The 22,074-nt window shown below is 61.0% G+C and carries 22 protein-coding genes, 3 tRNA genes and 3 rRNA genes; 13 read left to right on the top strand and 15 right to left on the bottom strand.

Going from position 1 to position 22,074, the window contains the following annotated elements; translation table 11 throughout:
• Positions 1-173: 173 nt before the first annotated feature.
• The 6 genes from P0648_RS02085 to P0648_RS02060 form a co-directional block, all read right to left on the bottom strand.
• A tRNA-Cys gene (locus tag P0648_RS02085) sits at positions 174-249 on the bottom strand.
• 249 nt (positions 250-498) lie between these two features.
• A 5S ribosomal RNA gene (gene rrf / locus P0648_RS02080) occupies positions 499-617 on the bottom strand.
• A gap of 132 nt (positions 618-749) precedes the next feature.
• Positions 750-3,665: ribosomal RNA gene (locus P0648_RS02075) — 23S ribosomal RNA — on the bottom strand.
• Between the two features lie 205 nt (positions 3,666-3,870).
• Positions 3,871-3,942: transfer RNA gene (locus P0648_RS02070), tRNA-Ala, on the bottom strand.
• A gap of 119 nt (positions 3,943-4,061) precedes the next feature.
• Positions 4,062-5,534 (bottom strand): 16S ribosomal RNA (locus tag P0648_RS02065).
• Together the 16S, 23S and 5S rRNA genes with 2 tRNA genes alongside form the textbook arrangement of a ribosomal RNA operon.
• A gap of 969 nt (positions 5,535-6,503) precedes the next feature.
• Positions 6,504-6,818: a non-histone chromosomal MC1 family protein gene (locus P0648_RS02060; RefSeq protein ID WP_276245902.1), complete on the bottom strand. Its 315-nt coding sequence runs from the start codon at positions 6,816-6,818 to the stop codon at positions 6,504-6,506.
• A gap of 266 nt (positions 6,819-7,084) precedes the next feature.
• Between P0648_RS02060 and P0648_RS02055 the strand changes: the two genes are divergently transcribed.
• On the top strand, positions 7,085-7,282 hold the full coding sequence (locus P0648_RS02055; protein WP_276245903.1) for a hypothetical protein: 198 nt from the start codon (positions 7,085-7,087) through the stop codon (positions 7,280-7,282).
• Positions 7,283-7,391: 109 nt separating this feature from the next.
• Positions 7,392-8,468 (top strand): molybdopterin-dependent oxidoreductase, encoded by a 1,077-nt coding sequence (locus P0648_RS02050; protein ID WP_277505035.1) that lies wholly within the window; start codon positions 7,392-7,394, stop codon positions 8,466-8,468.
• Here the strand turns inward: P0648_RS02050 and P0648_RS02045 are convergent.
• Both P0648_RS02045 and P0648_RS02040 read right to left on the bottom strand, forming a co-directional pair.
• The gene (locus P0648_RS02045) at positions 8,446-8,865 is read right to left on the bottom strand and encodes an RNA-binding domain-containing protein (protein WP_277505034.1); all 420 of its coding nucleotides are present in this window, start codon (positions 8,863-8,865) and stop codon (positions 8,446-8,448) included. The two genes, P0648_RS02050 and P0648_RS02045, sit on opposite strands and share 23 nt — an antisense overlap.
• Positions 8,862-9,452, bottom strand: coding sequence for an AAA family ATPase (locus P0648_RS02040; RefSeq protein WP_276245906.1), 591 nt, complete (start codon positions 9,450-9,452; stop codon positions 8,862-8,864). The genes P0648_RS02045 and P0648_RS02040 overlap by 4 nt, the downstream gene beginning before the upstream one ends.
• Before the next feature lie 84 nt (positions 9,453-9,536).
• Between P0648_RS02040 and P0648_RS02035 the strand changes: the two genes are divergently transcribed.
• The 5 genes from P0648_RS02035 (at position 9,537) to P0648_RS02015 (ending at position 11,773) form a co-directional block, all read left to right on the top strand.
• A complete protein-coding gene (locus tag P0648_RS02035; RefSeq protein ID WP_276245907.1) occupies positions 9,537-9,914 on the top strand; it encodes a YccF domain-containing protein in 378 nt (125 codons plus the stop codon).
• 47 nt (positions 9,915-9,961) lie between these two features.
• Positions 9,962-10,068 (top strand) — tRNA-Arg (locus P0648_RS02030).
• A 243-nt stretch (positions 10,069-10,311) separates the two neighbouring features.
• Positions 10,312-10,743 carry a hypothetical protein gene (locus tag P0648_RS02025; RefSeq protein ID WP_276245908.1) on the top strand — a complete coding sequence of 144 codons (432 nt, stop codon included), beginning with the start codon at positions 10,312-10,314 and terminating at the stop codon, positions 10,741-10,743.
• Positions 10,736-11,245 carry a hypothetical protein gene (locus tag P0648_RS02020; RefSeq protein ID WP_276245909.1) on the top strand — a complete coding sequence of 170 codons (510 nt, stop codon included), beginning with the start codon at positions 10,736-10,738 and terminating at the stop codon, positions 11,243-11,245. The genes P0648_RS02025 and P0648_RS02020 overlap by 8 nt, the downstream gene beginning before the upstream one ends.
• Positions 11,246-11,311: 66 nt before the next feature.
• On the top strand, positions 11,312-11,773 hold the full coding sequence (locus P0648_RS02015) for a DUF6069 family protein (protein ID WP_276245910.1): 462 nt from the start codon (positions 11,312-11,314) through the stop codon (positions 11,771-11,773).
• 42 nt (positions 11,774-11,815) lie between these two features.
• Here P0648_RS02015 and P0648_RS02010 read toward each other — a convergent pair whose 3' ends face one another.
• Positions 11,816-12,907, bottom strand: coding sequence for an aminopeptidase (locus tag P0648_RS02010; protein WP_277505031.1), 1,092 nt, complete (start codon positions 12,905-12,907; stop codon positions 11,816-11,818).
• A 124-nt stretch (positions 12,908-13,031) separates the two neighbouring features.
• Between P0648_RS02010 and P0648_RS02005 the strand changes: the two genes are divergently transcribed.
• The gene (locus P0648_RS02005) at positions 13,032-13,901 is read left to right on the top strand and encodes a DUF3267 domain-containing protein (RefSeq protein WP_276245912.1); all 870 of its coding nucleotides are present in this window, start codon (positions 13,032-13,034) and stop codon (positions 13,899-13,901) included.
• A gap of 21 nt (positions 13,902-13,922) precedes the next feature.
• Positions 13,923-14,954: a low specificity L-threonine aldolase gene (locus P0648_RS02000; protein WP_369685688.1), complete on the top strand. Its 1,032-nt coding sequence runs from the start codon at positions 13,923-13,925 to the stop codon at positions 14,952-14,954.
• Here the strand turns inward: P0648_RS02000 and P0648_RS01995 are convergent.
• Entirely contained in the window at positions 14,951-15,091 is a 141-nt protein-coding gene (locus tag P0648_RS01995) for a hypothetical protein (protein WP_276245914.1), read from the bottom strand. The two genes, P0648_RS02000 and P0648_RS01995, sit on opposite strands and share 4 nt — an antisense overlap.
• Positions 15,092-15,180: 89 nt before the next feature.
• Here P0648_RS01995 and P0648_RS01990 point away from each other — a divergent pair, with 89 nt between their 5' ends.
• Entirely contained in the window at positions 15,181-15,912 is a 732-nt protein-coding gene (locus P0648_RS01990) for a winged helix-turn-helix domain-containing protein (RefSeq protein ID WP_276245915.1), read from the top strand.
• 199 nt (positions 15,913-16,111) lie between these two features.
• On the opposite strand, the gene P0648_RS01985 is transcribed toward P0648_RS01990, so the two are convergent.
• On the bottom strand, positions 16,112-16,621 hold the full coding sequence (locus P0648_RS01985; RefSeq protein ID WP_276245916.1) for a metallophosphoesterase: 510 nt from the start codon (positions 16,619-16,621) through the stop codon (positions 16,112-16,114).
• A gap of 72 nt (positions 16,622-16,693) precedes the next feature.
• Between P0648_RS01985 and P0648_RS01980 the strand changes: the two genes are divergently transcribed.
• Both P0648_RS01980 and P0648_RS01975 read left to right on the top strand, forming a co-directional pair.
• The gene (locus P0648_RS01980; protein WP_276245917.1) at positions 16,694-17,641 is read left to right on the top strand and encodes a cation diffusion facilitator family transporter; all 948 of its coding nucleotides are present in this window, start codon (positions 16,694-16,696) and stop codon (positions 17,639-17,641) included.
• A 69-nt stretch (positions 17,642-17,710) separates the two neighbouring features.
• Positions 17,711-19,885 (top strand): ATP-dependent DNA helicase, encoded by a 2,175-nt coding sequence (locus tag P0648_RS01975; protein WP_277505026.1) that lies wholly within the window; start codon positions 17,711-17,713, stop codon positions 19,883-19,885.
• On the opposite strand, the gene P0648_RS01970 is transcribed toward P0648_RS01975, so the two are convergent.
• Both P0648_RS01970 and P0648_RS01965 read right to left on the bottom strand, forming a co-directional pair.
• Positions 19,882-20,358 carry a 2'-5' RNA ligase family protein gene (locus P0648_RS01970; RefSeq protein WP_276245918.1) on the bottom strand — a complete coding sequence of 159 codons (477 nt, stop codon included), beginning with the start codon at positions 20,356-20,358 and terminating at the stop codon, positions 19,882-19,884. The two genes, P0648_RS01975 and P0648_RS01970, sit on opposite strands and share 4 nt — an antisense overlap.
• Positions 20,359-20,544 (bottom strand): hypothetical protein, encoded by a 186-nt coding sequence (locus P0648_RS01965; protein ID WP_276245919.1) that lies wholly within the window; start codon positions 20,542-20,544, stop codon positions 20,359-20,361. It lies immediately after the preceding gene.
• Positions 20,545-20,705: 161 nt separating this feature from the next.
• Between P0648_RS01965 and P0648_RS01960 the strand changes: the two genes are divergently transcribed.
• Positions 20,706-21,140 (top strand): hypothetical protein, encoded by a 435-nt coding sequence (locus tag P0648_RS01960; RefSeq protein ID WP_277505024.1) that lies wholly within the window; start codon positions 20,706-20,708, stop codon positions 21,138-21,140.
• A 1-nt stretch (position 21,141) separates the two neighbouring features.
• Here P0648_RS01960 and P0648_RS01955 read toward each other — a convergent pair whose 3' ends face one another.
• Both P0648_RS01955 and P0648_RS01950 read right to left on the bottom strand, forming a co-directional pair.
• Entirely contained in the window at positions 21,142-21,810 is a 669-nt protein-coding gene (locus P0648_RS01955) for a hypothetical protein (protein WP_277505023.1), read from the bottom strand.
• Positions 21,807-22,067, bottom strand: a complete 261-nt coding sequence (locus tag P0648_RS01950) for a cytochrome C oxidase subunit IV family protein (RefSeq protein ID WP_276245922.1) — start codon at positions 22,065-22,067, stop codon at positions 21,807-21,809. Before P0648_RS01950 ends, P0648_RS01955 begins: the two co-directional genes overlap by 4 nt.
• Between the last annotated feature and the right edge of the window lie 7 nt (positions 22,068-22,074).

Below are 22,074 nucleotides of genomic sequence, written 5' to 3'. Positions count from 1 at the left end.
CGTGCAATAGATTGTAAACGAGAATACGGGCCGGATGTGAACGCCGGTCGCGATCGTTTGAAAATCACGTCGTGATTTTCATAGCCCATCAGACTGCGAAGCAGTCTGCGGACGCTCCCTGGTTCACATCCTTGTCTGGTTGCTGTCGCTCACCAGATTGTTCGCGACACGAAAGCCAAGGGCCGGATTTGAACCGGCGATGGGCGGCTCTGCAGGCCGCTGCGTTTGGCCGGACTCTGCCACCTTGGCGCATCAATTGGTAGTGGGGTGAGTCGCTTAAGCGTAGCGGTCCACGACGAACCGCCAGACGCGAGCGTTGCCACTCGTCGTCTGTAAATACAAAAAGCCCAGCGCTCTCGCTACTGGGCTTGATGAATGAAGTATGAATGGAGGCGGCGAACCACTGGTTGCAGACCGTTATAACGGACTGTTCTCCAATTCCACCGGGACGAACCCTGCGTGTACTATGGATGGCAGTCCTGGGACTGTACCTTGTCACCCTTGCGGGTCAGCTCTCCCAGAGACTCTCGTACTCCAGTACTCACTGGAACGCAGGCGGGCTTATCTTCCGTGTTCGGGATGGGTACGGGAGTTGCCCCGCCGCTGTGGCCGCCTTAACGCCGATCTGTGGAATCGAACCACGGGCACCGTGTGTGGTGAACACCAGTTATCGGTGGTTATCGCTGTAATGTACGTGCAATCCAGTTTACGCCTGGACTCGTTCCGAAGTCCATCCGTAATGCGGTATGATTAAGTGGCGACCTGTTAGTGCTCGCGGGCTAAACGCCTCGTTGCCTCAGCGCGTACACCCCGAGTCTATCGAACTCGTCTTCTACGAGTGGTCTTAATAGTGCTTCTTTTTCAGGTGGGTTTCGAGCTTAGATGCATTCAGCTCTTACCCCTTGTTGCGTAGCTGCCCGGCACGTGCCCTTTCGGACAACCGGTACACCAGTGGCAACCATTCGTAGTTCCTCTCGTACTATACGAACGTTCCCGTCAAGCACCTTGCACCCCCAATAGATAGCAGCCGACCTGTCTCACGACGGTCTAAACCCAGCTCACGACCTCCTTTAATAGGCGAACAACCTCACCCTTGCCCGCTGCTGCACGGGCAGGATGGAGGGAACCGACATCGAGGTAGCAAGCCACCGGGTCGATATGTGCTCTTGCCGGTGACGACTCTGTTATCCCTAGGGTAGCTTTTCTGTCATCAATGGCCCGCATCGAGCGGGCTCATTGGTTCGCTAGACCACGCTTTCGCGTCAGCGTTCCTCGTTAGGAAGAACACTGTCAGACGACCTTATGCTCTTGCACTCTTCCTCGGGTCTCCGACCCGAGTGAGGTCATCTTAGGGCGCGCTCGATATCTTTTCAAGCGCGTACCGCCCCAGTCAAACTGCCCGGCTACCGGTGTCCTCCTCCCGGAGTGAGGGTCACAGTCACTAACGGGTAGTATTTCAGTGATGTCTCGGTGGCCCGCTAGCGCGGGTACCTGTGTAACGACTCCTACCTATCCTGCACATTAGCGACCATGTCCCAGCGACAGCCTGCAGTAAAGCTCCATAGGGTCTTCGCTTCCCCTTGGGGGTCTCCAGACTCCGCACTGGAATGTACAGTTCACCGGGCCCAACGTTGGGACAGTGGCGCTCTGGTTGATCCATTCATGCAAGCCGCTACTTAAGCGGCAAGGTACTACGCTACCTTAAGAGGGTCATAGTTACCCCCGCCGTTGACGGGTCCTTCGTCCTATTGTACTAGGTGTTCAGATACCCGCACTGGGCAGGATTCAGTGACCGTACGAGTCTTTTCAGATTTGCGGTCACCTATGTTGTTATTAGACAGTCCGAGCGCCCGAGTCACTGCGACCTGCCCCATTCCGGGGCAGGCATCCCTTATCGCGAACTTACGGGACTAATTTGCCGAATTCCCTAACGTCGGTTATTCCCGACAGGCCTTAGCTTTCTCCGCTATGGACACCTGTGTCGGTTCTCGGTACGATCATCATGATTGCCTTTTCACGGGCTCCAGGTTGGGTCGAGTTTCCCTATCCTGCCGTTCATCCGCTTCGTGCCATTACGGCTTCCACGGATTTGGACAGTTCGACCGGGCGAATGCCCGGCTCGACCGACCCCGAAGCGTCGGCTTTTAGTTCATGATGGCGCTGGAATATTAACCAGCTTCCCTTTTGTCTTACTCGAATTGCGGTAAGACTTAGGATCGGCTAACCCTCAGCTGACGAACATTGCTGAGGAACCCTTATCCATTCGGCCGTCGAGATTCTCACCCGACTATCGCTGCTACTATGGCCAGGATTTTCGTTACTATTCGGTCCACACGAGTTCTCACCCGTGCTTCCACCCAAACAGAATGCCAACCTACTGAATCACGATGTTACTCGTGCCGTCAGGTCTCGGTGGTAGACTTGAGCCCCGATCATTTTCGGCGCCTCGAACCTCGGCCGGTAAGCTGTTACGCTATTCTTAGAGGGTAGCTGCTTCTAAGCTCACCTCCCGGCTGTTTAGGGCTCGAGACCACCTTTAAATCGCACTTAGTCTACACTTGGGGACCTTAACCCGACTCTGGGTTGTCTCCCTCACGGTACACAGGCTTACCCCGCGCACCGGACTCCCAGCTTCGACAGCGTCTGTAGGTTCGGAGTTTGACAGGGGAGTCGACTCCTCTCGGAGGCGAGCTCCCCAATCGGTCGCTCTACCCCACAGACTACCTCAGCTGAGGTCATGCTTCGACATGTTTCGGTTGGAACCAGCTGTTTCCGAGTTCGATGGGCCTTTCACCCCTACACACAGATCACGGGAGGGTATTGTAGGACACCACCCCTAGCAGGCTTCCACATGGCTTTCGCCATGCTTCACCTTGCCCATGTGTAGATCACTCGGTTTCGGGTCGTGCCCGTTTGGCTCCCCGCACTTGAATACGGCGGCCCTCACGCAAAGCGCTGCGGCCATGTTGGTTTCCCTATGCCTTCCTCGATGCTCGAGTTAGACTCGCCAAACAAGCACACTCCCTGGCTCGTTTTTCAAAACGCACGACGGAACACCGGCTCTCTGAGATTCCTACTTAAGGTTCGCACCTTGTTCGTTTTTCTCAGAGCCTTTTATGCCCCGTCGCTCCATCACTGACTGATTTCAAGACCTATTGCACCTTCCTTCTCGGAGTGCTTTTCAGCGTTCGCTCACGCTACTTGTTCACTGTCGGTCTCAAGTTGTATTTAGTCTTGGCAGTAGATGCCTGCCTTATTGGCGAGGGATTTCCAACCCCCGCTACTCAGGTACTGGTGCACAGCATACTCATTTGTGTTACGGGGTTTTCACCCTGTATCACGCTCTGTTCCAAGAGACTTCACACAAAATTTCTGCTGATGAGTACCAGCCCATACACCACATTGCCCGAAGGCTTCGGTTTGGACTGTGTCGTCTTCACTCGCCGTTACTAACGACATCCCGATTTGGTTTCTTTTCCTGCTCCTACTAAGATGTTTCAATCCGGAGCGTTCCCCATTGCGCGAAGCAATTGTAAAGGGATTCCCATTAGGAAATCTGTAGTTCTTAGCCTCCGTGCGGCTCCCTACAGCTTTTCGCAGCTTGGCACGTCCTTCGTCGGCACTTGAGCCGAGCTATCCACCAGCCAGTATAGTTTCCACGATTGTTTGTTCCGGTTGTGACTCGGAACGCGTCCAGTGGACGTCTGGATTGCACGTACACACAGCGTCATCACGCACACATCGGGTAAGATGATGCGTTCAACCCTTCCCACTCGCGCTTACACGGAGTGGTGCATCGGTTCTTGCAGGGATTCAATCGTAGTGCCGTCTCCCACTTAAGGGACACGGTTCGGATTGAACCCATTTGCATGGACCCACAGGGATTCGAACCCTGGGCATCCTCCTTGCAAAGGAGGCACTCTACCACTGAGCTATGGGCCCGCCTTCCAACTGGAAGGCAGTTGTTAGCCTTGATAGTTCAAAGGTGCCCGACCGGTGAAACGCGGTCGAACGGTGAAACCAATTAAGGTGGGTCGGGCCGAAGCCCGATCCCGGTCTTTAGGAGGTGATCCAGCCGCAGATTCCCCTACGGCTACCTTGTTACGACTTAAGCCCCCTTGCGAAGCCCAGATTCGACCACCGTTTCGGTGGCCTCATCCGGACCTCACTCGGGTGCTTTGACGGGCGGTGTGTGCAAGGAGCAGGGACGTATTCACCGCACTCTTGTGAAATGCGATTACTACCGAATCCAGCTTCATGAGGGCGAGTTTCAGCCCTCAATCCGAACTACGATTGAGTTTAGGAGATTAGCGTCCTCTTTCGAGGTAGCAACCCATTGTCTCAACCATTGTAGCCCGCGTGTAGCCCAGCACATTCGGGGCATGCTGACCTACCGTTGCCCGTTCCTTCCTCCGCTTTGGCAGCGGCAGTCCACCTAATGTACCCAACCACCACAGGGGTGTTGCTGGCAATTAGGCGTGCGGGTCTCGCTCGTTGCCTGACTTAACAGGACGCCTCACGGTACGAGCTGACGGCGGCCATGCACCTCCTCTCAGTAGGTCAAGTAAGCTCATCACACTGACTTTCACTCCTACTGTCGATGCTGGTGAGATGTCCGGCGTTGAGTCCAATTAAACCGCAGGCTCCTCCGGTTGTAGTGCTCCCCCGCCAATTCCTTTAAGTTTCATCCTTGCGGACGTACTTCCCAGGCGGCTCGCTTCACGGCTTCCCTACGGCACAACACTGGCTCGTAGCCAGTGTCACACCTAGCGAGCATCGTTTACAGCTAGGACTACCCGGGTATCTAATCCGGTTCGAGACCCTAGCTTTCGTCCCTCACTGTCGGATCCGTTCTTCTGGAGTGCTTTCGCCATCGGTGGTCCGTCTAGGATTACAGGATTTCACTCCTACCCCGGACGTACCCTCCAGACCTCCCGGTCCCAAGCCGCACGGTTTCCGTTGGACGCCTGCTCGTTAAGCGAGCAGATTTCCCAACGGACCTGTGCGGCCAGCTACGGACGCTTTAGGCCCAATAATAGCGGTCATCACTTGAGCTGCCGGTATTACCGCGGCGGCTGGCACCGGTCTTGCCCAGCCCTTATTCGTGTACCACCTTACGGTACACAAAAGCGAGGACTGTATGCCCTCGCACTTGGGGTTCCCTTATCGCACTGTCGTGCAGTGTAAAGTTTTCGCGCCTGCTGCGCCCCGTAGGGCCCGGAATCTTGTCTCAGATTCCGTCTCCGAGCTCTTGCTCTCACAACTCGTACCGATTATCGGCACGGTGGGCCGTTACCCCACCGTCTACCTAATCGGCCGCAGTCACATCCTATGGCGCCGGAGCATTTCAAGGTCTAAGCATTCCAGCATAAGACCCCTATTTGACATTATCCTCAGTTTCCCGAGGTTATTTCAATCCATAGGGTAGTTTGACCACGTGTTACGGAGCTTTTCGCCACGAATCTAAATTCGTGCAACTAGCATGGCTAAATCGAACCCCAATAGCAATGACCTCCGGCAGGATCAACCGGAATGTTCCCCTGGTTAGACCAGGGGGGCGTGGCGGGAGCTGTGTAGAACACAGCTACCATATCGCTAAATCGCTATTGGTATCACAGTTCGACGACACACGATTACCGATCGGGTGTCACCGAACTATCAAGGCTAACATCAGATCCCATCTTTACGGCGGACCGCAGGGGTGGAATCCTCATTTCCTTCGGACCTGAACATACTCCGGGAAGGGTCATAAACCCTTCGAAGGGAGTTCGTCGGCCCATGAGTGGGGACGGGATTCAACCGTCGCCCAGTCACGCTTGCTTTCTGTCTGCATTCATTCGGAATGTCCTTACCCACTTAAGGGCGTCGGATTCCGATTCGAAGTTGGGTGTCGGAGGGTGGCTCCGACCTCCCGCGCTTCACATTACATCCGAATGCCCTTACACACTTAAGGACATCGGAATCAGGCGGCCGCCGGGTGTCGATTTCCCAGCGCACCGCGCTTATTAATCCCGAATGCCCTTACACACTTAAGGGCTACGGATGCAATCCGGTGCAACGAGGCCAGGTCGGGGCGTCCGACCCTCCTGCGCTGCTTCACATTATTCCGGATGGGGGGGTTACACTTAAGGCCGTCGAACGAAGGCCGCTTCGTCATGCGGTTTCATGGGTACTGCAGGCACGACCCGAGAGAGGTTACTCACATAGAGGGTCGTCGAGACTGACCCGTCAGCGGGAACGACTGCGCCGGTGCTACTCGAGCTGTGCAATGTCCCGATGAATGGTGTCGCGCGGATGGAGGCCGACCGGTCATCCCTCGCTTGTCGCGTCAGGTCTGGTCGGGTGTTGCCCGCGCATTTATCGATACGAGCAGGCACGGTAAAGGAGACTCGGTCGGGATCGACAGCAGTTGGTCACTGGTACATCCCACGTGTACGAGCCCGCACGGTACGCGAGCGTGTGGAAACAACTACTAGCGCCGAAAAAATCGGATGACTGCGAGCTTAGATTTCTTCTAAGTGCTCGATGCCCTTCTTCGAGACGTTCGCCTCGGTGATGACTTTGGGCATCCAGTTTGGCTTGTCGTCGGGTGCTTCCTCCTTCCACGCCCACCCATCGTAGATGTGGACCTTGGTTGTCCCCTTCTCACGCAGCCGGAGTTCGGTCTTCTTCGCCGCACTCTCACTTTTGGCTGGTTTCAGGCGGCGTGCCGCTTTGAGTGCTGCCTGGCGTGGGGTTCGTCCCGAGAAGACGCTCGATTCTTTACCGTTCTTTTCGCGCAGGGCGAAGTTGCGCTTGGAATCCTCACTACGTGCCATGGTTTTGGCTCCATGTCAACCGAGCACATACCGCCTAATAAAGATATCCCCAAAATCGGGGGACTCCGACACCATCTTTATATAGTGGGTTGGCGCGGAACGGACCTACGAGGGCGAAATCCACCCGAAAACAGATGGCTGCAACCCTTGCACGCACCCCCTGTTTTAAATATGAGGAGCGATTCAGCGCGCTGAGAGTTCTCAGAAGACTGCTTCACGGTAGACTTAAGTATCCACTACAGCGAACCTGCCCATAAGATACCGCGATGGTACGGAAAAAGAAGCTCAGTCCGAGCGGGGCAAAAGACGAGAATGGGGAGTACCACAACGTACACCTGAACCTCCACGAAGACGAGTTGAAGGTTGCGGGGATGGACATCGGCGACGAAGTGTTCGTTCGCGTCCGCGAGGGAAAGATCATTATCCAGAAAGCAGACCAGGACAAGGTCGAACACGAGTTCTAGGGGTTCACAACCTTCCCACAAACCGCACCGACTGAGCCACGGCGTTCCGCACGCGGGCCGCGTTAGGGACAGGAGGGCTAAATTCGTCCGCCCCCTACAGGGAGGAGAGATGGTGCGCTCCCGGTTCGAACCCTCCGCCCGAACCCTCGACTGGACGCTGTTTCTCGTCGTGGCGCTCGAAGCCGCAACCGGCCTCGTGAGCCTCGTCTCCGGACGACCATCGGACGCTATCGTCTTCACCGTTCACGGCGTCGGTGGGTTCGTCCTGACCGTCCTCGTCCTCTGGAAATTACGGCGCGTCGCCCCACGCGTGAAGTCCCAAGTCGCAGGAACGAGGACGACTGCATTCTCACTCCTTCTCACCGTCGTGACCCTCGCCGCACTCGCGACAGGCATCTTCTGGGTGTTCGGTGGAGACTTCAGATTCCTACTCTGGAACGCGCTCAACGTCCACGTCGCCCTCGGATTACTCCTCGTTCCCATCCTCCTCCTACACCTACGGAGTCACTTCCATCGTCCCCGGCAGACCGACTTTACCAGCCGACGAACCGCCCTCCAGTACGGCGCACTCCTCGTGTTCGGCGCACTCGTCTGGCGCGTCCAGCAGGCGACAAACCGGTTGCTCTCGCTTCCCGGGGCGTCCCGACGGTTCACCGGGTCACGAGAACGGGGAAGTCTCGCCGGGAACGCCTTCCCCCTGACCAGCTGGGTCGCAGACGACCCCGACCCAATCGATATCGACGCGTGGACGCTCTCGGTTACGGGCCTCGTCGGGACACCACGGACATTGGCCTACGACGAGCTCACGCTCGACGCAGAGACACGAGCTGTCCTCGATTGCACGAGCGGCTGGTACTCCGACCACGACTGGCAAGGCGTACGCGTCGGGTCGCTGCTCGACCTCGCAGAATCAGGTCAGAACGCCCGCTGGGTGTCATTTCACTCCGTGACGGGCTATCGCTGGAGCCTTCCCATCGCCGAGGCACGAGACGCGCTTCTCGCGACCCACGTAGACGGCGAACCGCTCGCCCACGGCCACGGCGCGCCGCTCAGGCTGGTCGCTCCGGGTCGGCGTGGCTTCCAGTGGGTCAAGTGGGTCACCGCAGTAGAAGTACGAGAAACGAGAGACGTGAGCGAGTGGCTCGCGATTTTCGTGAGCGGATTTACCGACGCTCCTCGGGAGTGACCGGCTTGCCGTCCTCCGTCGGAGGCGCGATGTGGTCGATGAAGGTCTCAGCATCCGGTTCACGCACGCGCACGCGAACCGACAAATCGCCCAATTCGCCGGGCTTTCCCACGGAGAAGTTGACGATGCCCTTGAACGCCGCCTGCTTCTTCAGGTCGAACGAGAACGTGTCGCCCTCGAGCGTGGCGAAGAACTCCCCACGGGCCGTGTCCAGAATCTGCTGTTTGTGCAGGCACTCCGAAAAGTGGTCCATGCTGTGGGCCTCGGCGACGAGTTCGCCAGGGTGGGTCGTCACCTCCGCCTCTGGAAAGAGCTTCGTGATGGCGTCCGCGACGCGGTCCGTTACCTCCGTCTGCTTTACTGGGGCCGTGATTTCGACGTCGACTGCGTAGATCATTCGTTGGTCTCCTTCGTGTTCGGATGGTCGTCGACTGCGTCGAGTCCGCCTTCGAGAAGGCGCCGAATCGTCTCGTGGAAGGCGTCGAGCGTCGCCGTGTTCTCGATGACCACGTCCGCACGCTCCATCGCCTCACCCATGCCGTAGCCAAGTTCTCGCTCGTCGCGTTCGCGGAGGTCTGCGCTGGCCTCCGCCGTCGGGTCGCGCCCCCGGTCTCGAATTCGAGCGAGGCGAGTCTCGAACGGCACCTCGATGCTCGCGAGGACGAACTGGTCGCCAAAAGCTTCCTCGAATCGTTCGACCTCCGCTCCACCGCGAATCCCATCGACTAGCACCACGTCACTGTCCGCCAAGTGCGCCTCGATGAGCGGGAGCGACCGGTCAGCGATGGCCGCGAGGCCGCCCTTCTCGCGAAGGTCCGTCGCCACCATCCCCATGTTGTCCTCCGTGATGTCGAGGCCGCGCTCGCGACACTCAGCCCGAATGACGTCCCCCATGGTCAACACGGGGATGTCGAGTTCGGCGGCGACGGTGGCCGCCTCGCTCTTCCCGCTTCCCGGCAATCCGACGATACCGATAACACGCATTACGTCGGCGTACTCGTGAGATGCGCATAAGCCCTCTGCTCCGGTCCAGCACACCTTTTCTCTCCGTCCCCCCTACAGGGTACGATGACTCAACGCTCCCTCCTCGTCCGCGCCCTCTGGTTCGTCGCCATCGGCTGGTGGCTCACCCCCGCCCTCATCAACATCGCCTGGGCACTCAACGCGACCATCATCCTCCTCCCACTGGGTATCAAGCTCATCAACCTCGTTCCAACCGCCCTCACGCTTAAAGAACCGCGCTCGCTCACGGTGCCGGAATCGGGCCGCGGGCAGTACTCGCTGCTATTGCGCCTCGTCTACTTCGTCCTCGTTGGCTGGTGGCTCAGTCTCGCGTGGGCCAACATTGCAGCCTTCTTCGCCATCACCATCATCGGCCTCCCGATTGCCTACTGGATGTTCAACCTGCTCCCGTTCGTCACCTCGCTGTATCGTTTCGACGGCTGAAATCACGGACCGCTACAATTTTTGGTCGTCACCGAGAACGACCGGTAGGGCACGTAGCTCAGTCCGGATAGAGCGTCGGACTTCTATCCCTGTCAGCGTCACGCTGGAAGGGGAAGACATCCGACGGTCGTGGGTTCAAATCCCATCGTGCTCGTTCGAAAATCGCTCCGCGATTTCTCACTCGCACGATGTACCTCGCAAACGCTTCGCGTTTGCTCAGTCCCATCGTGCTCGTCATCTCCGACGAACGACAGTGAGTCGTGAGTGACGACTCTCGTGGGGTTCGAATCCGGGAACAAGAGGTGAGCGAAGCGACGAAGTCACACTCGCGTCGCTCGCGTGACTCCCATCGTGCCCGCATGAACTTTTTGTTAGTCGGTTGATTAGTTACGGATGAATGGCCCTCCCTCACCTGCTGGTGCGGTCGGTTCACGTCCTCGCGATGGCGGTGGCCGTGGGCGGTGCGGTGGTCGTCTGGTGGCTGCTCAGAGCGAACGGCGGCCGAACGGAAGCCGTCCGCATCGCGACCGGCTACGAGTGGCTCTTCTGGGCGGCGATGGGCGTGTTGGTGGCGACGGGCGTGGGCAACCTCGGGGCGCTCGCTCCCGGCGTCCCCGGACCCGGAACCCAGTGGGGTGTCGTCTTCAATACGAAACTCCTCGCGGTGCTCGGCTTGCTCCTGCTCTCACTCGGTCGGACGGTCATCGTCGTCGAAATTCGGAAGCGAGTGGACACCGGAGCGAACCGCTTCCTCTCGCAGGCCTACGCCGTCACGACACTCTACTTACTCTCCCTGCTCGCGCTCGCGGAGGTGCTCGCCCATGGCTGAAGCCGACGCCGGAACCGTGACAGCTGAACGACCCCCGGACACACTACTCACCTTCGCGCTCGCCACATTCCACGTCTCGCTGCTCGGCGCTGTCGCCCTCGTCATTCTCCACTCGTCGGGCTCGGTAGGACGGTTGCTGGTCGGCCTCGATACGGCCGCCGGCCTCCTGCTGTTTCTCGCTCTCTGGGGCATCACATGGTGGACGACGCGATGGGTGCTCACCCACGCTCCGCTTGCTCCCGACGACCCGGACGGCGGAGTTGGACGAGCGCTGCTCTGGGGCTTCCTCGGCGGGGCCGTGACCGGCATCGGCTTCCTCCCGGTAGCGTTCGTCCTCTTCTTCCTCACCGCATTCGGCCTCGCCGTGTTTGCCAACCTCGCATCGTTCATCTTCCTCCTCTTTGGCATCCCCGTCGCCGCCATCGCAGGCGGACTCCTCGGCGCAACATTCGGCCTGCTCGACGCACTCGTCTACCGGGCGGCCACCGCGTTCGTCGCCTGACCGCCCGAGGGCAAGTTACCGGCCGGTAACTCCCACGTTATCCAAATTGGGGTGGTACGTATGGCCATGGCATCTACCACCGTCAGCCCGATAGCCCGTACGAATCTCACGATGGGCGACCTCGCGAGGCGGGGAGTGCTCGCCCTCGTGATTTCACTCGTCGCCGTCCTGATTGCCCGCGGAATCATCGGAGCACTGCTCACCGTCCCGACGGGGTTCGACCCCCTCAACTGGGGCGCAATCGTGTTCGTCACGACAATCTCAGCGGTGGGTGCGACAATCGTCTACGGGCTCTTAGACCGGTTCACGAAGCGGGTAACGCGGAACTTCCTCGTCGCCGCCGCAATCGCGTTCGTCGTCGAGACCATCCCGTTGTTCACGGTTGCCCCGCTGTTCCCGGGTGCTACCTCGACACTCATCGCGGTGACGTTGGGGCTGCACATCATCGTAGCCGTCGGCATCGTCGCATCGCTGCTTCGCGGCCCGGAACTGGTGAGGCGGCGACGGACAGCGACCTCTGTCGAGTGAGGGAAAAAGACAGCTCGCCCGAAAAAACGCGGTGAGAGCAGGTTACCCTTCGAACCCGTCCTCGAAAATAAACGTCCCGTTGCGCTGGACGACTTCTCCATCGACCTCGATGAAGGAGTTCTCGCTCATGTCTACGATCATGTCGACGTGGGTCGCGCTCTGGTTCGCCTCTTGGCCTTCGCCCACGCATTCGTCGTAGGCGCGGCCGACGGCCATGTGGACGGTGTCGCCCATCTTCTCGTCGAACAGCATGTTGTACGTGAATCGGTCGATATCACGGTTCATCCCGATGCCCAGTTCGCCGAGCCGCCGGGCTCCGTCGTCCGTGTTGAGGATGTTGGTGAGGACCTCCTCGTTCTTGTCCGCGGCGTGGTCTACCACTTTGCCGCCCTCGAATTTGAGCCACGCGCCGTTGACCTCGCGGCCCTGATGATAGAGCGGAAGGTCGAACAGAACCTCACCCTCGACCGAATCGGGGACGGGCGCGGTGAACACCTCGCCGCCGGGCATGTTGTGCTCGCCCCAGTCGTTAATGGTCTTCATCCCGTCCAGACGCATCGTCAAGTCGGTCGTGTCGCCGCTCACGATGCGAATCTCCGAGGCCGGGTCGAGAATCTCGACCATCTGCTCTTGGTGGGCGCGCTGGGCGTCCCAGTCTTTGTTGATGGCGTCCCAGACGAAGTTCTCGTAGCCTTCGAGGCTCATCTCCGCGAGTTGCGCGCTCCCGGTGCCCGGATACTGCGTCGCGACCCACCGCTTCGACAGGCGCTCTTCTAAGGTCGGCGACATGGCACGCGAGAACGCAGCCATGATTTCGGGACGCACGTCGCTCGTCTCAGTGGCGTTCACTTCGGTTCGAATCGAGATGTAGACGTCCATCTCTTCGTAGAGGGCCATGAGGTGGCTCGGCGTCTCGAAGTCCTCGGAATCGGAGGCGCGGAGGTACGCCCGAGAGGCGCGCGAGTCGCTCGCCATGTACACCGGGTTCGCTCCCTTGTCACCGACCAGTTCGTGGACAGCGACGGCGAGGTCCTGTGCGACGGCGGGTGCGACGATGACGACGTTGTCACCTTTTTCGACGCGCGTCGAGTGTTCGACGATGACCTGTGCGTGTTCGCGGATTCGCGGGTCCATACCGGATATTCATGCAGGTTCCGGATACCCCTTTCGGGTTTTGCCCTCTACCGGGGAGGAAGGCTGTACGCACGGGTCACGGTACGATTATCACGACAACCAGCGAACAGTATGGCAGTACAACATGGACTCCAATGCTGACTCGCCGCTCGCCACGTTCGCCGTCTCGCGGAGCGTTGCAGTCGAGTGGGCGGCACTCGGCACGGCGGGGTTCGTCGTCGCGCTGTTCGCCCTCGGCGGTCTCTACGCCACCGTCACAGGGCAGTCGGAAGCGGGCTTCTCGTTTTCCCTCTCCGACACGCACGGAGCGCTCGTGAACCTCGCGCTCGCCCTCCTGCTCAGTGGCGGGGTCATCGTCGTCCACGAACTCGTCCACGGCGTCGTGATGTCCCACTACGGCGGCCGCCCGAGCTACGGAGCGGGGGTGGCCCACTTCGTCCTGCCGTACGCCTACGCCACCAGTGACACCGCATTTTCCCGCAACCAGTTCATCGTCATCGCGCTCGCCCCCGTGGTCGTCATCACCGCCGTCGGCGTCCCGGTCATGTTCGCCCTCTCGTGGCCCGCGTTGCTGTTGCCCCTCGCGTTGAACATCGGCGGTGCGGTGGGTGATCTCTGGATGGTCACCACCCTCCGACGCTTCCCCACCAGCGTGACCGTGGTAGACGACGCGACCGGCCTCTCGGTCTACGGAGATGCGGCGGACACACCACCGGCACAGCCACGCGGTGTGGTTCGTGCCGCAGCGATGGGCTTTGGCGTGTCTGTCGGAATCCTCATCCTGCTTGCGCTCCTCGCGCCGATTCTCCTCGACGTAGCGGGCGTCACCGCGCTCAGCCTCGGCCCGCCGGAGACGCCCTGGAGCATCTTCCAATTCGAGAGCGGTCCCGACGGGTTTTCCTCCTCGCTCGGCCTCGGTGGCATTCTCGGGGTAAGCGGCGCGGTGGGCCTCGCCTACGGCCTGTTCGCCGCCGGTCGCACGCCGACCGCCTGACTGGACCACGACCTATTTCCACTGGCGCTCGAATCGTCTGATATGCTCGATTTACGAAGTGACACCGTGACGCGCCCCGACGACGCGATGCGGGAGGCGGCCGCGAACGCAGCGGTCGGCGACGACGTGTACGGCGAGGACCCGACGGTCAACGAACTCGAAGCCCGCGCCGCCGACGTCATCGGGAAGGAAGCGGCCCTGTTCGTCCCCTCCGGGACGATGGGCAACCAGATTGCAGCGAAGGTTCACACAGAGCCGGGCGACGAAGTGCTCGTCGAACGCGAGAGCCACATCTACAAGTGGGAACTCGGTGGCCTCGCCCAGCACTCCCAATTGCAGGTTCGCACCGTAGACGGCGGCGAGCGCGGCGTGCTCACGCCCGCAGCGATTCGGGAGAATTACGTCGAGGCGGACGATCACATGGCCGGCACCGGCCTCGTCTGCGTCGAAAACACCCACAACGCGAAGGGCGGTGTCGTCGTCTCACCCGACCAGATGGACGCGGCCGGGAAGGCGGCCCACAACCACGGCGTCCCGCTCCACGTGGACGGCGCACGCATCTTCAACGCCGCCGCGGCCGCCGACGTGCCCGCCAGTCGGTTAGTCGCGGAAGCCGACTCGGTCATGTTCTGCCTCTCGAAGGGCCTCGGAGCGCCCGTCGGGTCGATGCTCGCCGGCGACGAGGCGTTCATCGAAGCGGCCCGTCGCGTGCGAAAACTCATGGGCGGCGGCATGCGACAGGCGGGGATGATTGCCGCACCGGGCCTGCTGGCGCTCGAAAACCGCACGCGCCTCGCCGAGGACCACGAGAACGCGACGCGACTGGCCGCAGGGTTGCGAGGGCAGGGTTTCACCGTCCAGGAACCGGAGACGAACATCGTCCTCGTCGAGACGGGCGACCGGACGACCGACGAGTTCCTCGCAGCCTGTGAGGAAGCGGGCGTCCTCGGCGTCCCATTCGCGGCGGGCGTCGTGCGATTCTGTACGCACTGGGACGTCTCTCGTGAGGACGTAGACACAGCAATCGACGCCGTCGGGCGGGCGCTCGCCTAACGCCGGCCGCCGTCCATCCCCTCGCGGAAGGCGAGGAGCGTTCGTCGCATGAACAGATAGACAGCGAGGATGAACGAGAGGAACACCACGACGAGTCCGACGAGGACGAGCGTATTGGCGTCCATGCCAAATATCATGCAATTTCGTTCCCGCTACGCGGGGAAAGTCGTTTCGGGGGTCGATCATGTGCAAACATTGATAGCTCCTGGCTCGAAACCGAGAGACGATGCCTTTGCTGCCCTCCTCCCCCTCGTCCGAGGCCGGCGACGATGCCGTCCCTCGCGTCATCGGCGTCGACAGCGAGGACGCAGACGCACTCCTCGGGGCGCTCTCCTCGGAGACCGCCCGCCGAATCCTGACGGAACTGCACGACGAACCGGCCCACCCCTCTGCGCTCGCAGCCCGTATCGACTCGTCGCTCCAGAACGTCCAGTACCACCTGGAACGCCTCGAATCTGCGGGGGCGATTTCGGTCGTAGACACCATTTACTCGGAGAAGGGCCGTGAGATGAAGGTGTACGCTCCCGCGGACAAACCGCTGGTCATTTTCGCCGGGCGCGAACAGGAGACCGGCGGCCTGCGAAACGCCGTCGCCCGCCTGTTCTCCGGCGTCGCGATTCTCGCGGGTGCGAGTCTCGCCGTCCAGGCGTGGGCCGGTCGAAACGGCCTGGGACTGGGCGGCGGGAGCGACGAAAGCGCGACCCAGACGGCGACGACGGCCGCCCAGACGGCAACTGCCTCGGCAGACGGGGGTGGTGCCGGCGGCTTCAGCGTTGCCGAGGCAACGACGGAGGCCACGACGGAAACGGCCACACAGACCGCAGAAGCCGCGACGTACGCGACGGACGCCGCGACCACGGCGACACAGGGAGTTGGCCTTCCCCCCGGAGCCCTCTTCTTTGCCGGTGGGGCCATCGTGCTGCTCGCGTGGGCAGTAGTGACCTACAGGGATAGGTAAAATCCCTCTTTGACCTTACCGAGATTACATTTGCACAGGTTGCATACAGAGAACTGCGGCTGAAAAATGCCGGCCCGTACCCGCTGACGTCCGACCGTGTGGGGTCACGTCAGCCCTCCAAACGGACCTGCTGGCCGGTCACCCAGACGCCCTCGACATCACGGTGTCGAACGGCTCGTGGCGACCACCCAGCAGCACATCATCTCTCTATCGAAAACGTGTCGAAGGCCGCCCCGGTTGGTTCGATGAGGCGGCCTTCCACGTGGTCATCGAAAACCTCGAGCTCCGCGTGCGCCGGCCGATACCAGCGCGGGTCCGCGTGGCTGCCCGGATTCAGAAACCCGATGTCACCCCGTACTTCGTAGCCCGGCTGATGGGAGTGGCCGAATACGACGAGGTCCGCGTTCGACTGTCGTCCGAACATCGTGAGCGACGTGTCCGTGTGGCGATGGCCGTGCGTGAGGGCGATTCTGAGGCCGTCGAACTCAACGACGCGCTCTGCGGGGAGTCGCTCGCGGACGGCGCTCACGTCCGAGTTTCCGTACACCCCTTCGAGCCGCGTTGCTTCTTCCTCGAAGGCGTCGAGTGCGGCGGCGGTGTAGAAGTCGCCCGCGTGGAGTACGAGGTCGGCCTCGGCGACGGCGTCGAGCGTGCGCCCGCTGAGGCAGTGGCCCGCGTCGCCGTGGGTGTCTGAGACGACCGTAATCATGCCGGTTACTACGCATCGGTGACACATGACTCCCCCGGAACGATTTTTGCCCCGGGATGACAGGTATCGATAATGGCCGGAAGCAAATCCGTCGTCTACGCCGCTCTGTTCGCGAACGGAGCGATTTCTGTGCTCAAGTTCTTCGGCTTCCTGCTCACGGGAAGCCCCGCGATGCTCTCCGAGACGTACCACTCGATTTCCGACACCGGGAATCAAGTGTTCCTCCTCATCGGCATTCGCTACGGCGAGAAAGAAGCCAGTCGCGACCACCCCTTCGGTTACGGGAAAGCGCAGTTCTTCTACTCGTTTCTCGTGAGCGTTCTTCTGTTCGGCATCGCCGGATGGGAGAGCGCGCGCCACGGTTACGACGCCATCATGCACCCGCATGTCCCGAGCACCGGGTCTGTCACCTTGCTCGGCGCGACCGTCCCCTCCGTCTGGGTGAACTACGCAGTCCTCATCGGCGCGATTCTGTTCGAGAGTTACGCGTTCAAGAAAGCCTACGACGCGATGAAAAAGCAAATCGACCAGCACGAGTGGTCTGGCTTCCGTGAAGCGTTCAAAAAGACGAGCGACGTGACGACGCTGACGGCGCTCACCGAGGACACCATCGCGCTCGGCGGGGCCGGTATCGCCCTCGGGGGTATCTATCTCACTCGCGTGACCGGAAACCCGATTTACGACGCCACCGCCGCGCTCCTCATCGGCCTCATGCTCATGTCCTTCGCCGTCGCCCTCGCGTGGGAGAACAAGCGTCTGCTGCTCGGCGAGAGCCTCCCGATGACCGAAGAACAGGACCTGCGGGACATCGTCCGCAACTGGAAGGGCGTCGAGAAAATCGAAGACTTTCGGACGGTCTACTTCGGCCCCGAGCAGCTCATCGTGGTCGCAGACGTGGCCTTTAGAAACGGCTTCGACACCGAAGAAATCGACGATATCATCACCGAGATGGAGGACGCCCTCAAGGCCGAAGAACCGGGCGTGAAGAAGGTGTACATCGAGCCCGAAGTGCTCGAGTGAACCGGTGGCGGCCACTTCCGTTCCGGTCGGCGAAGTGTTTTAACCGATTGCGGCGAAGTTTTTGCCAACGTGGCAGACGAAGGGTACCTGCGGTTCTTCCCGTACGACGCGCCCTACGAGAACCAGCACGAGGCGATGGACCGCATCTACAACTCGCTCGCCCGCGAGCAGGACGTCCTCTTCGAGGGGGCCTGCGGGACTGGCAAGACCCTCTCTGCGCTCGTCCCTGCTCTCGAATACGCCCGCGAAACGGGCAAAACCGTCGTCATCACGACCAACGTCCACCAGCAGATGCGTCAGTTCATCGCCGAGGCGCGGGCGATTACGCGCAAAGAACCGATTCGCGCCGTCGTGTTCAAGGGCAAACGCTCGATGTGCCACATCGACGTGGGCTACGAGGAGTGTCAGGTGCTTCGGGACACCACCCGCGAGTACGTCGAAACCGAGCAGGACAGAGAGCAGTTAGAGGACCGCCAGCAGGAACTGCTCGAAGCCAGCCAGTCGGGCGAGGAAGGGGCCGCAGAAGCGAGAAGCGCCGTCATGGACGAACTCGAAACCCTCGGCGACGACCTCGCAGACCTCGAATCGAACGTCTGTGAACACTACTACAACAACCTCACCGCGGACACGAGCGAGTTCTTCTCGTGGCTGTTCGCGGACGTGCGCACCCCGGACGACGTGTACGACTACGCAGAGCAGCGAAAGCTGTGTGGCTACGAACTTCTGAAGGAGGGAATGGAGGGCGTCGACCTCGTCGTCTGTAACTACCACCACCTGCTTGACCCGATGATTCGCGAGCAGTTTTTCCGGTGGTTAGACCGCGACCCCGAGGACATCATCGTCGCCTTCGACGAGGCGCACAACATCGAGGACGCCGCCCGCAAACACGCCTCGAAGACGCTCACCCAGAACACGCTCGACCAGGCGCTCGACGAACTCGAAGACGCAGACGACCCGCGCAAGCAACCGGCGAAGAACGTCATCGGAGCGTTCCGCCGGGCGCTCGAAAACGTCCTCGACGACAACCTCAGCTACGGTGAGAAAAAGCGCATCAAAGAGAACTGGAAAGACGTCACCATCGCCAACGACGACAGGCGCGACGATCTGACGCTCGCGTTCCTCCAGCAGTATTCCGGACAGGGCATCTCACAGGACCTAGAGCAGGCACAGGCGCTCGGGGCCGCGCTGGACCAGACGTACGAGGACAACTACAAAAACGGCGACACCACCACGCGACAGGAGTGTCAGACCCTGCAGGCCGCCCGCTTCATCGCCCTCTGGATGGAAGAGGGAGCGAAGGGCGGCCAGCATCCGGTCCTCTCGGTGCGGCGCAACGAACAGACAAACGAGGTGTACGCCCGCGCCGAACTCTACACCTGCATCCCCCAGCAGGTCACCCGGACGCTGTTCGAAGAGGTTTACGCGAGCATCCTGATGAGCGCGACCCTGCGCCCGTTCGACGTGTTCGAGGACGTGGTCGGCCTCGAAGACCCGGCGACGATGGCCTACGGGCTCCAGTTCCCTGAAGCGAACCGCCGCACGTTCGCCGTGGAGACGCCCGCACTGTTTTCGAGCGAGCGCGACAACCCCGAAACGCAGGCCGAGATTGCAGACGTGCTCAGAGACGCGATTCGGATGACGCCCGGCAACACGCTCGTCTTCTTCCCGAGTTATTCGGAGGCCGAACGCTACTTCGGGATGGTGAACGGAACGGTGGACGCGAAACTGTTCCGCGACGAGCCTGGCCAGTCGGTCGAAGAGATGCGAAAGGCGTTCTCGAGTCACGACCACGCCGCCCTCTTTACCTCGCTCTGGGGAACCTTGACCGAGGGGGTGAGCTTCGACGGCAATGACGCCCGCTCTGTCGTCGTCGTCGGCGTCCCGTACCCGCACCTGAACGACCGGATGGAGGCGGTGCAGGCGGCCTACGACGCCGCCTTCTCCGACCGTGGCCGCGACGCTGGCTGGGAGTACGCCGTCGAGATTCCAACAGTCAGAAAGACCCGGCAGGCGCTCGGGCGCGTGATTCGGTCGCCCGAAGACTTCGGAGTGCGGGCGCTCGTGGATAAACGCTACACGGAGGCCGCCCGCCGCGACATGGGCAAGTACAGCGTGCGGGGGACGTTCCCGCCAGAAGAGCGCAGCGAGATGCTCGACATCGCGCCGGACAAACTCAAGTTCGCGATGCTCAACTTCTACGGAGACATGGACGCCTGGGGGCCGGACGGCCCGCCCGCACCCTAGGCCGGAAGCCGAATCCTGCTCGCGACCTCGCGGTGTTTCGCGTCGAACAGTTCCAACTGCGAGACGGTCCACGTTATCGGGTCGATGTCGACGTCGAGCGACCCGCCTCGCCCGAGCGTGATGTGGGGAGTGTAGTCGTCGCCTTCGAGGCCGGCGACCGGTTCGAAGGTCGCGGCGAGGCGCTTGTGGAGTTCGACGAGGCCGGGGCTCTCGATGGCGAGGTAGACGACCGGCCCTGGGCCGCGAGGCGGTTGCTCGAAGGAATCGATGCCCGTCACCCGCGCCTCGAAGGCGGGTGCGCCGGCGAGCGCCTGCCGAAGACGCGATTCGAGCGTGTAGAAGTCTTCGTCACCCAGCCGTTTGACGAGCAGTGTGTGGCGCTCGCGGACCCGGTCGAAGCCCACGAGCTGTGGAAAGAGGTCCGCGGCGAGGCGCGAAACCTCACCGGGAACTGGAACGTTCAGGCTGTACACTCAGATAGTGTCGAGGAACCAGAGAACGATAAGCGCGATGATGATGAGACCCATGATAGAGCTCATGAATTCGAAGGCGAAATCGAGGACACTGAGGACGATTTCGAGGACGACCCAGACCACGACGAGGCCCAGAATGAGCTTTAGCAGGTCCTCTACGTTTATCGAACGGAGTGCATCTGACATAGTCAACGTTTCTCACGATTAGATAAAAATTCTCCGGGAAATGAATGTCAGCGTGAGTGTTCACGGTGATGAGATGGCAAACGACAGTCGGGTTCCCGGGAGAAGTCAACGAAAGATTATAATGAACGATGACGTACGACTACGCGAACGGACGAGTTACCATGGTACAAGTCGAATCCCTACTCCTGCCGTTGTTGATGGGGGTGTTTCTGGCTGGCGTCGTCGCCTACCTCCTTCGCAACGGACCAGTGCGGTCCCTCTCGACGCCGGACCGCGACGTGACGACCCGTCTGACCAACTTCGCACACCATCCCGCGACGTGGGTGCTCGGCTTCCTCGTCCTCGCCGTGGGCTTTGGCGGCGGCATCATCCTCTACATCAGCGACGATATGGTGTCGTCGGAGGTCAACCAGGCCGTCGGCATCGTGCTGGCCGTCGCCGCGGTCGGCACGTTCGCAGGATTCCTCTTTTCTGGCGTGTACGGCTCTGCCCGCGCTCGCGGGTTGACCAGTGCACAGGCGACGATGGTCGGTGGCTGGGGCATCGCGCTCCTGTTTCTCGGCGCAATCGTCCTGAAACTCGTCACCGTCGGGTGATTCACGCCCGGCCGGGCCGCCAGTATAGTAGCGTCGCAGCGACGAGGAACGCCGCCGTCGAGATGTCGAGTGAGTAAATCGACGCGGAGGCGAGCAGCCCGGCCGACCCACCGACGCCCGCGACGAGCGTGGCGAGCAGGGGGAAGCTACAGGCGAGACAAGAGACGAGGCCAAACACGGCCGAGACGGCAGCGCGGGTCGCATCGAGCAACGTGACGTAGAACAGGTAGGCGAGTGCGAGGTAGCCGATGACGCGATACGGGATGAACGAGACGTGCCCCCACGGAGCGGTGTAGAAGACTCGCGGGCCGAAGCCCGGCGCCGACATCGTCAGTTGAAGGCCGCTCGGCAGGTGACTGTGACCCACCTGGAGCGCGGCGATTTCGACCAGCCCCGTGAGGAACGCGAGGACGAAGAAATAGACGCCCGCGATGCAGAGTGCGAGTATCCTGACGGGGCGAGTCGGCCGAATCGGCTTCGCGTGGACGACGGCCCAGAGACCCACGTTGATCCAGAGAAACGGGTAGACGAGGTAGCGATAGCTGCTCACGGTGGTCGTCGGCAGGGTGAGGTAGGCGAGCACCGCGAGGAGTTCGATGGCAAACAGCGCCGCCCAGAACGTCACGCCCATTGGCAAGGCGCGGCGGGCCTGTGCGACCGTCGGCGTCATGTAATCGAGTACGACGCCGCGAGCGTCAGCGCGAGCGCGGCAAGCAACCCGATGAGCACGACCACGGTCACGGCCCGCGGTTCGGTCAACAGGTGCTGGTAGTAGCCCGCGACGAACAGCGCCTTCACGAACGAGAGGACGATGATGACCGCGAACGCCGTCCAGTAGGCGAGGCCGGCGAATTCGATTAACACCTGTGCCGTCGCCATCACGAAGAGGACGACGTAAATCGCTGCGTAGAGTTTTGTTGAGGTCATGTTTGTT

It is taken from the genome of Haladaptatus sp. DYSN1, assembly GCF_029489995.1.
In the GTDB taxonomy this organism is placed as follows: Archaea; Halobacteriota; Halobacteria; order Halobacteriales; family Halococcaceae; genus QDMS2.
The sequence above is the reverse complement of the archived record's forward strand: the minus strand, read 5'-3'. Positions and strand labels throughout refer to the sequence as shown.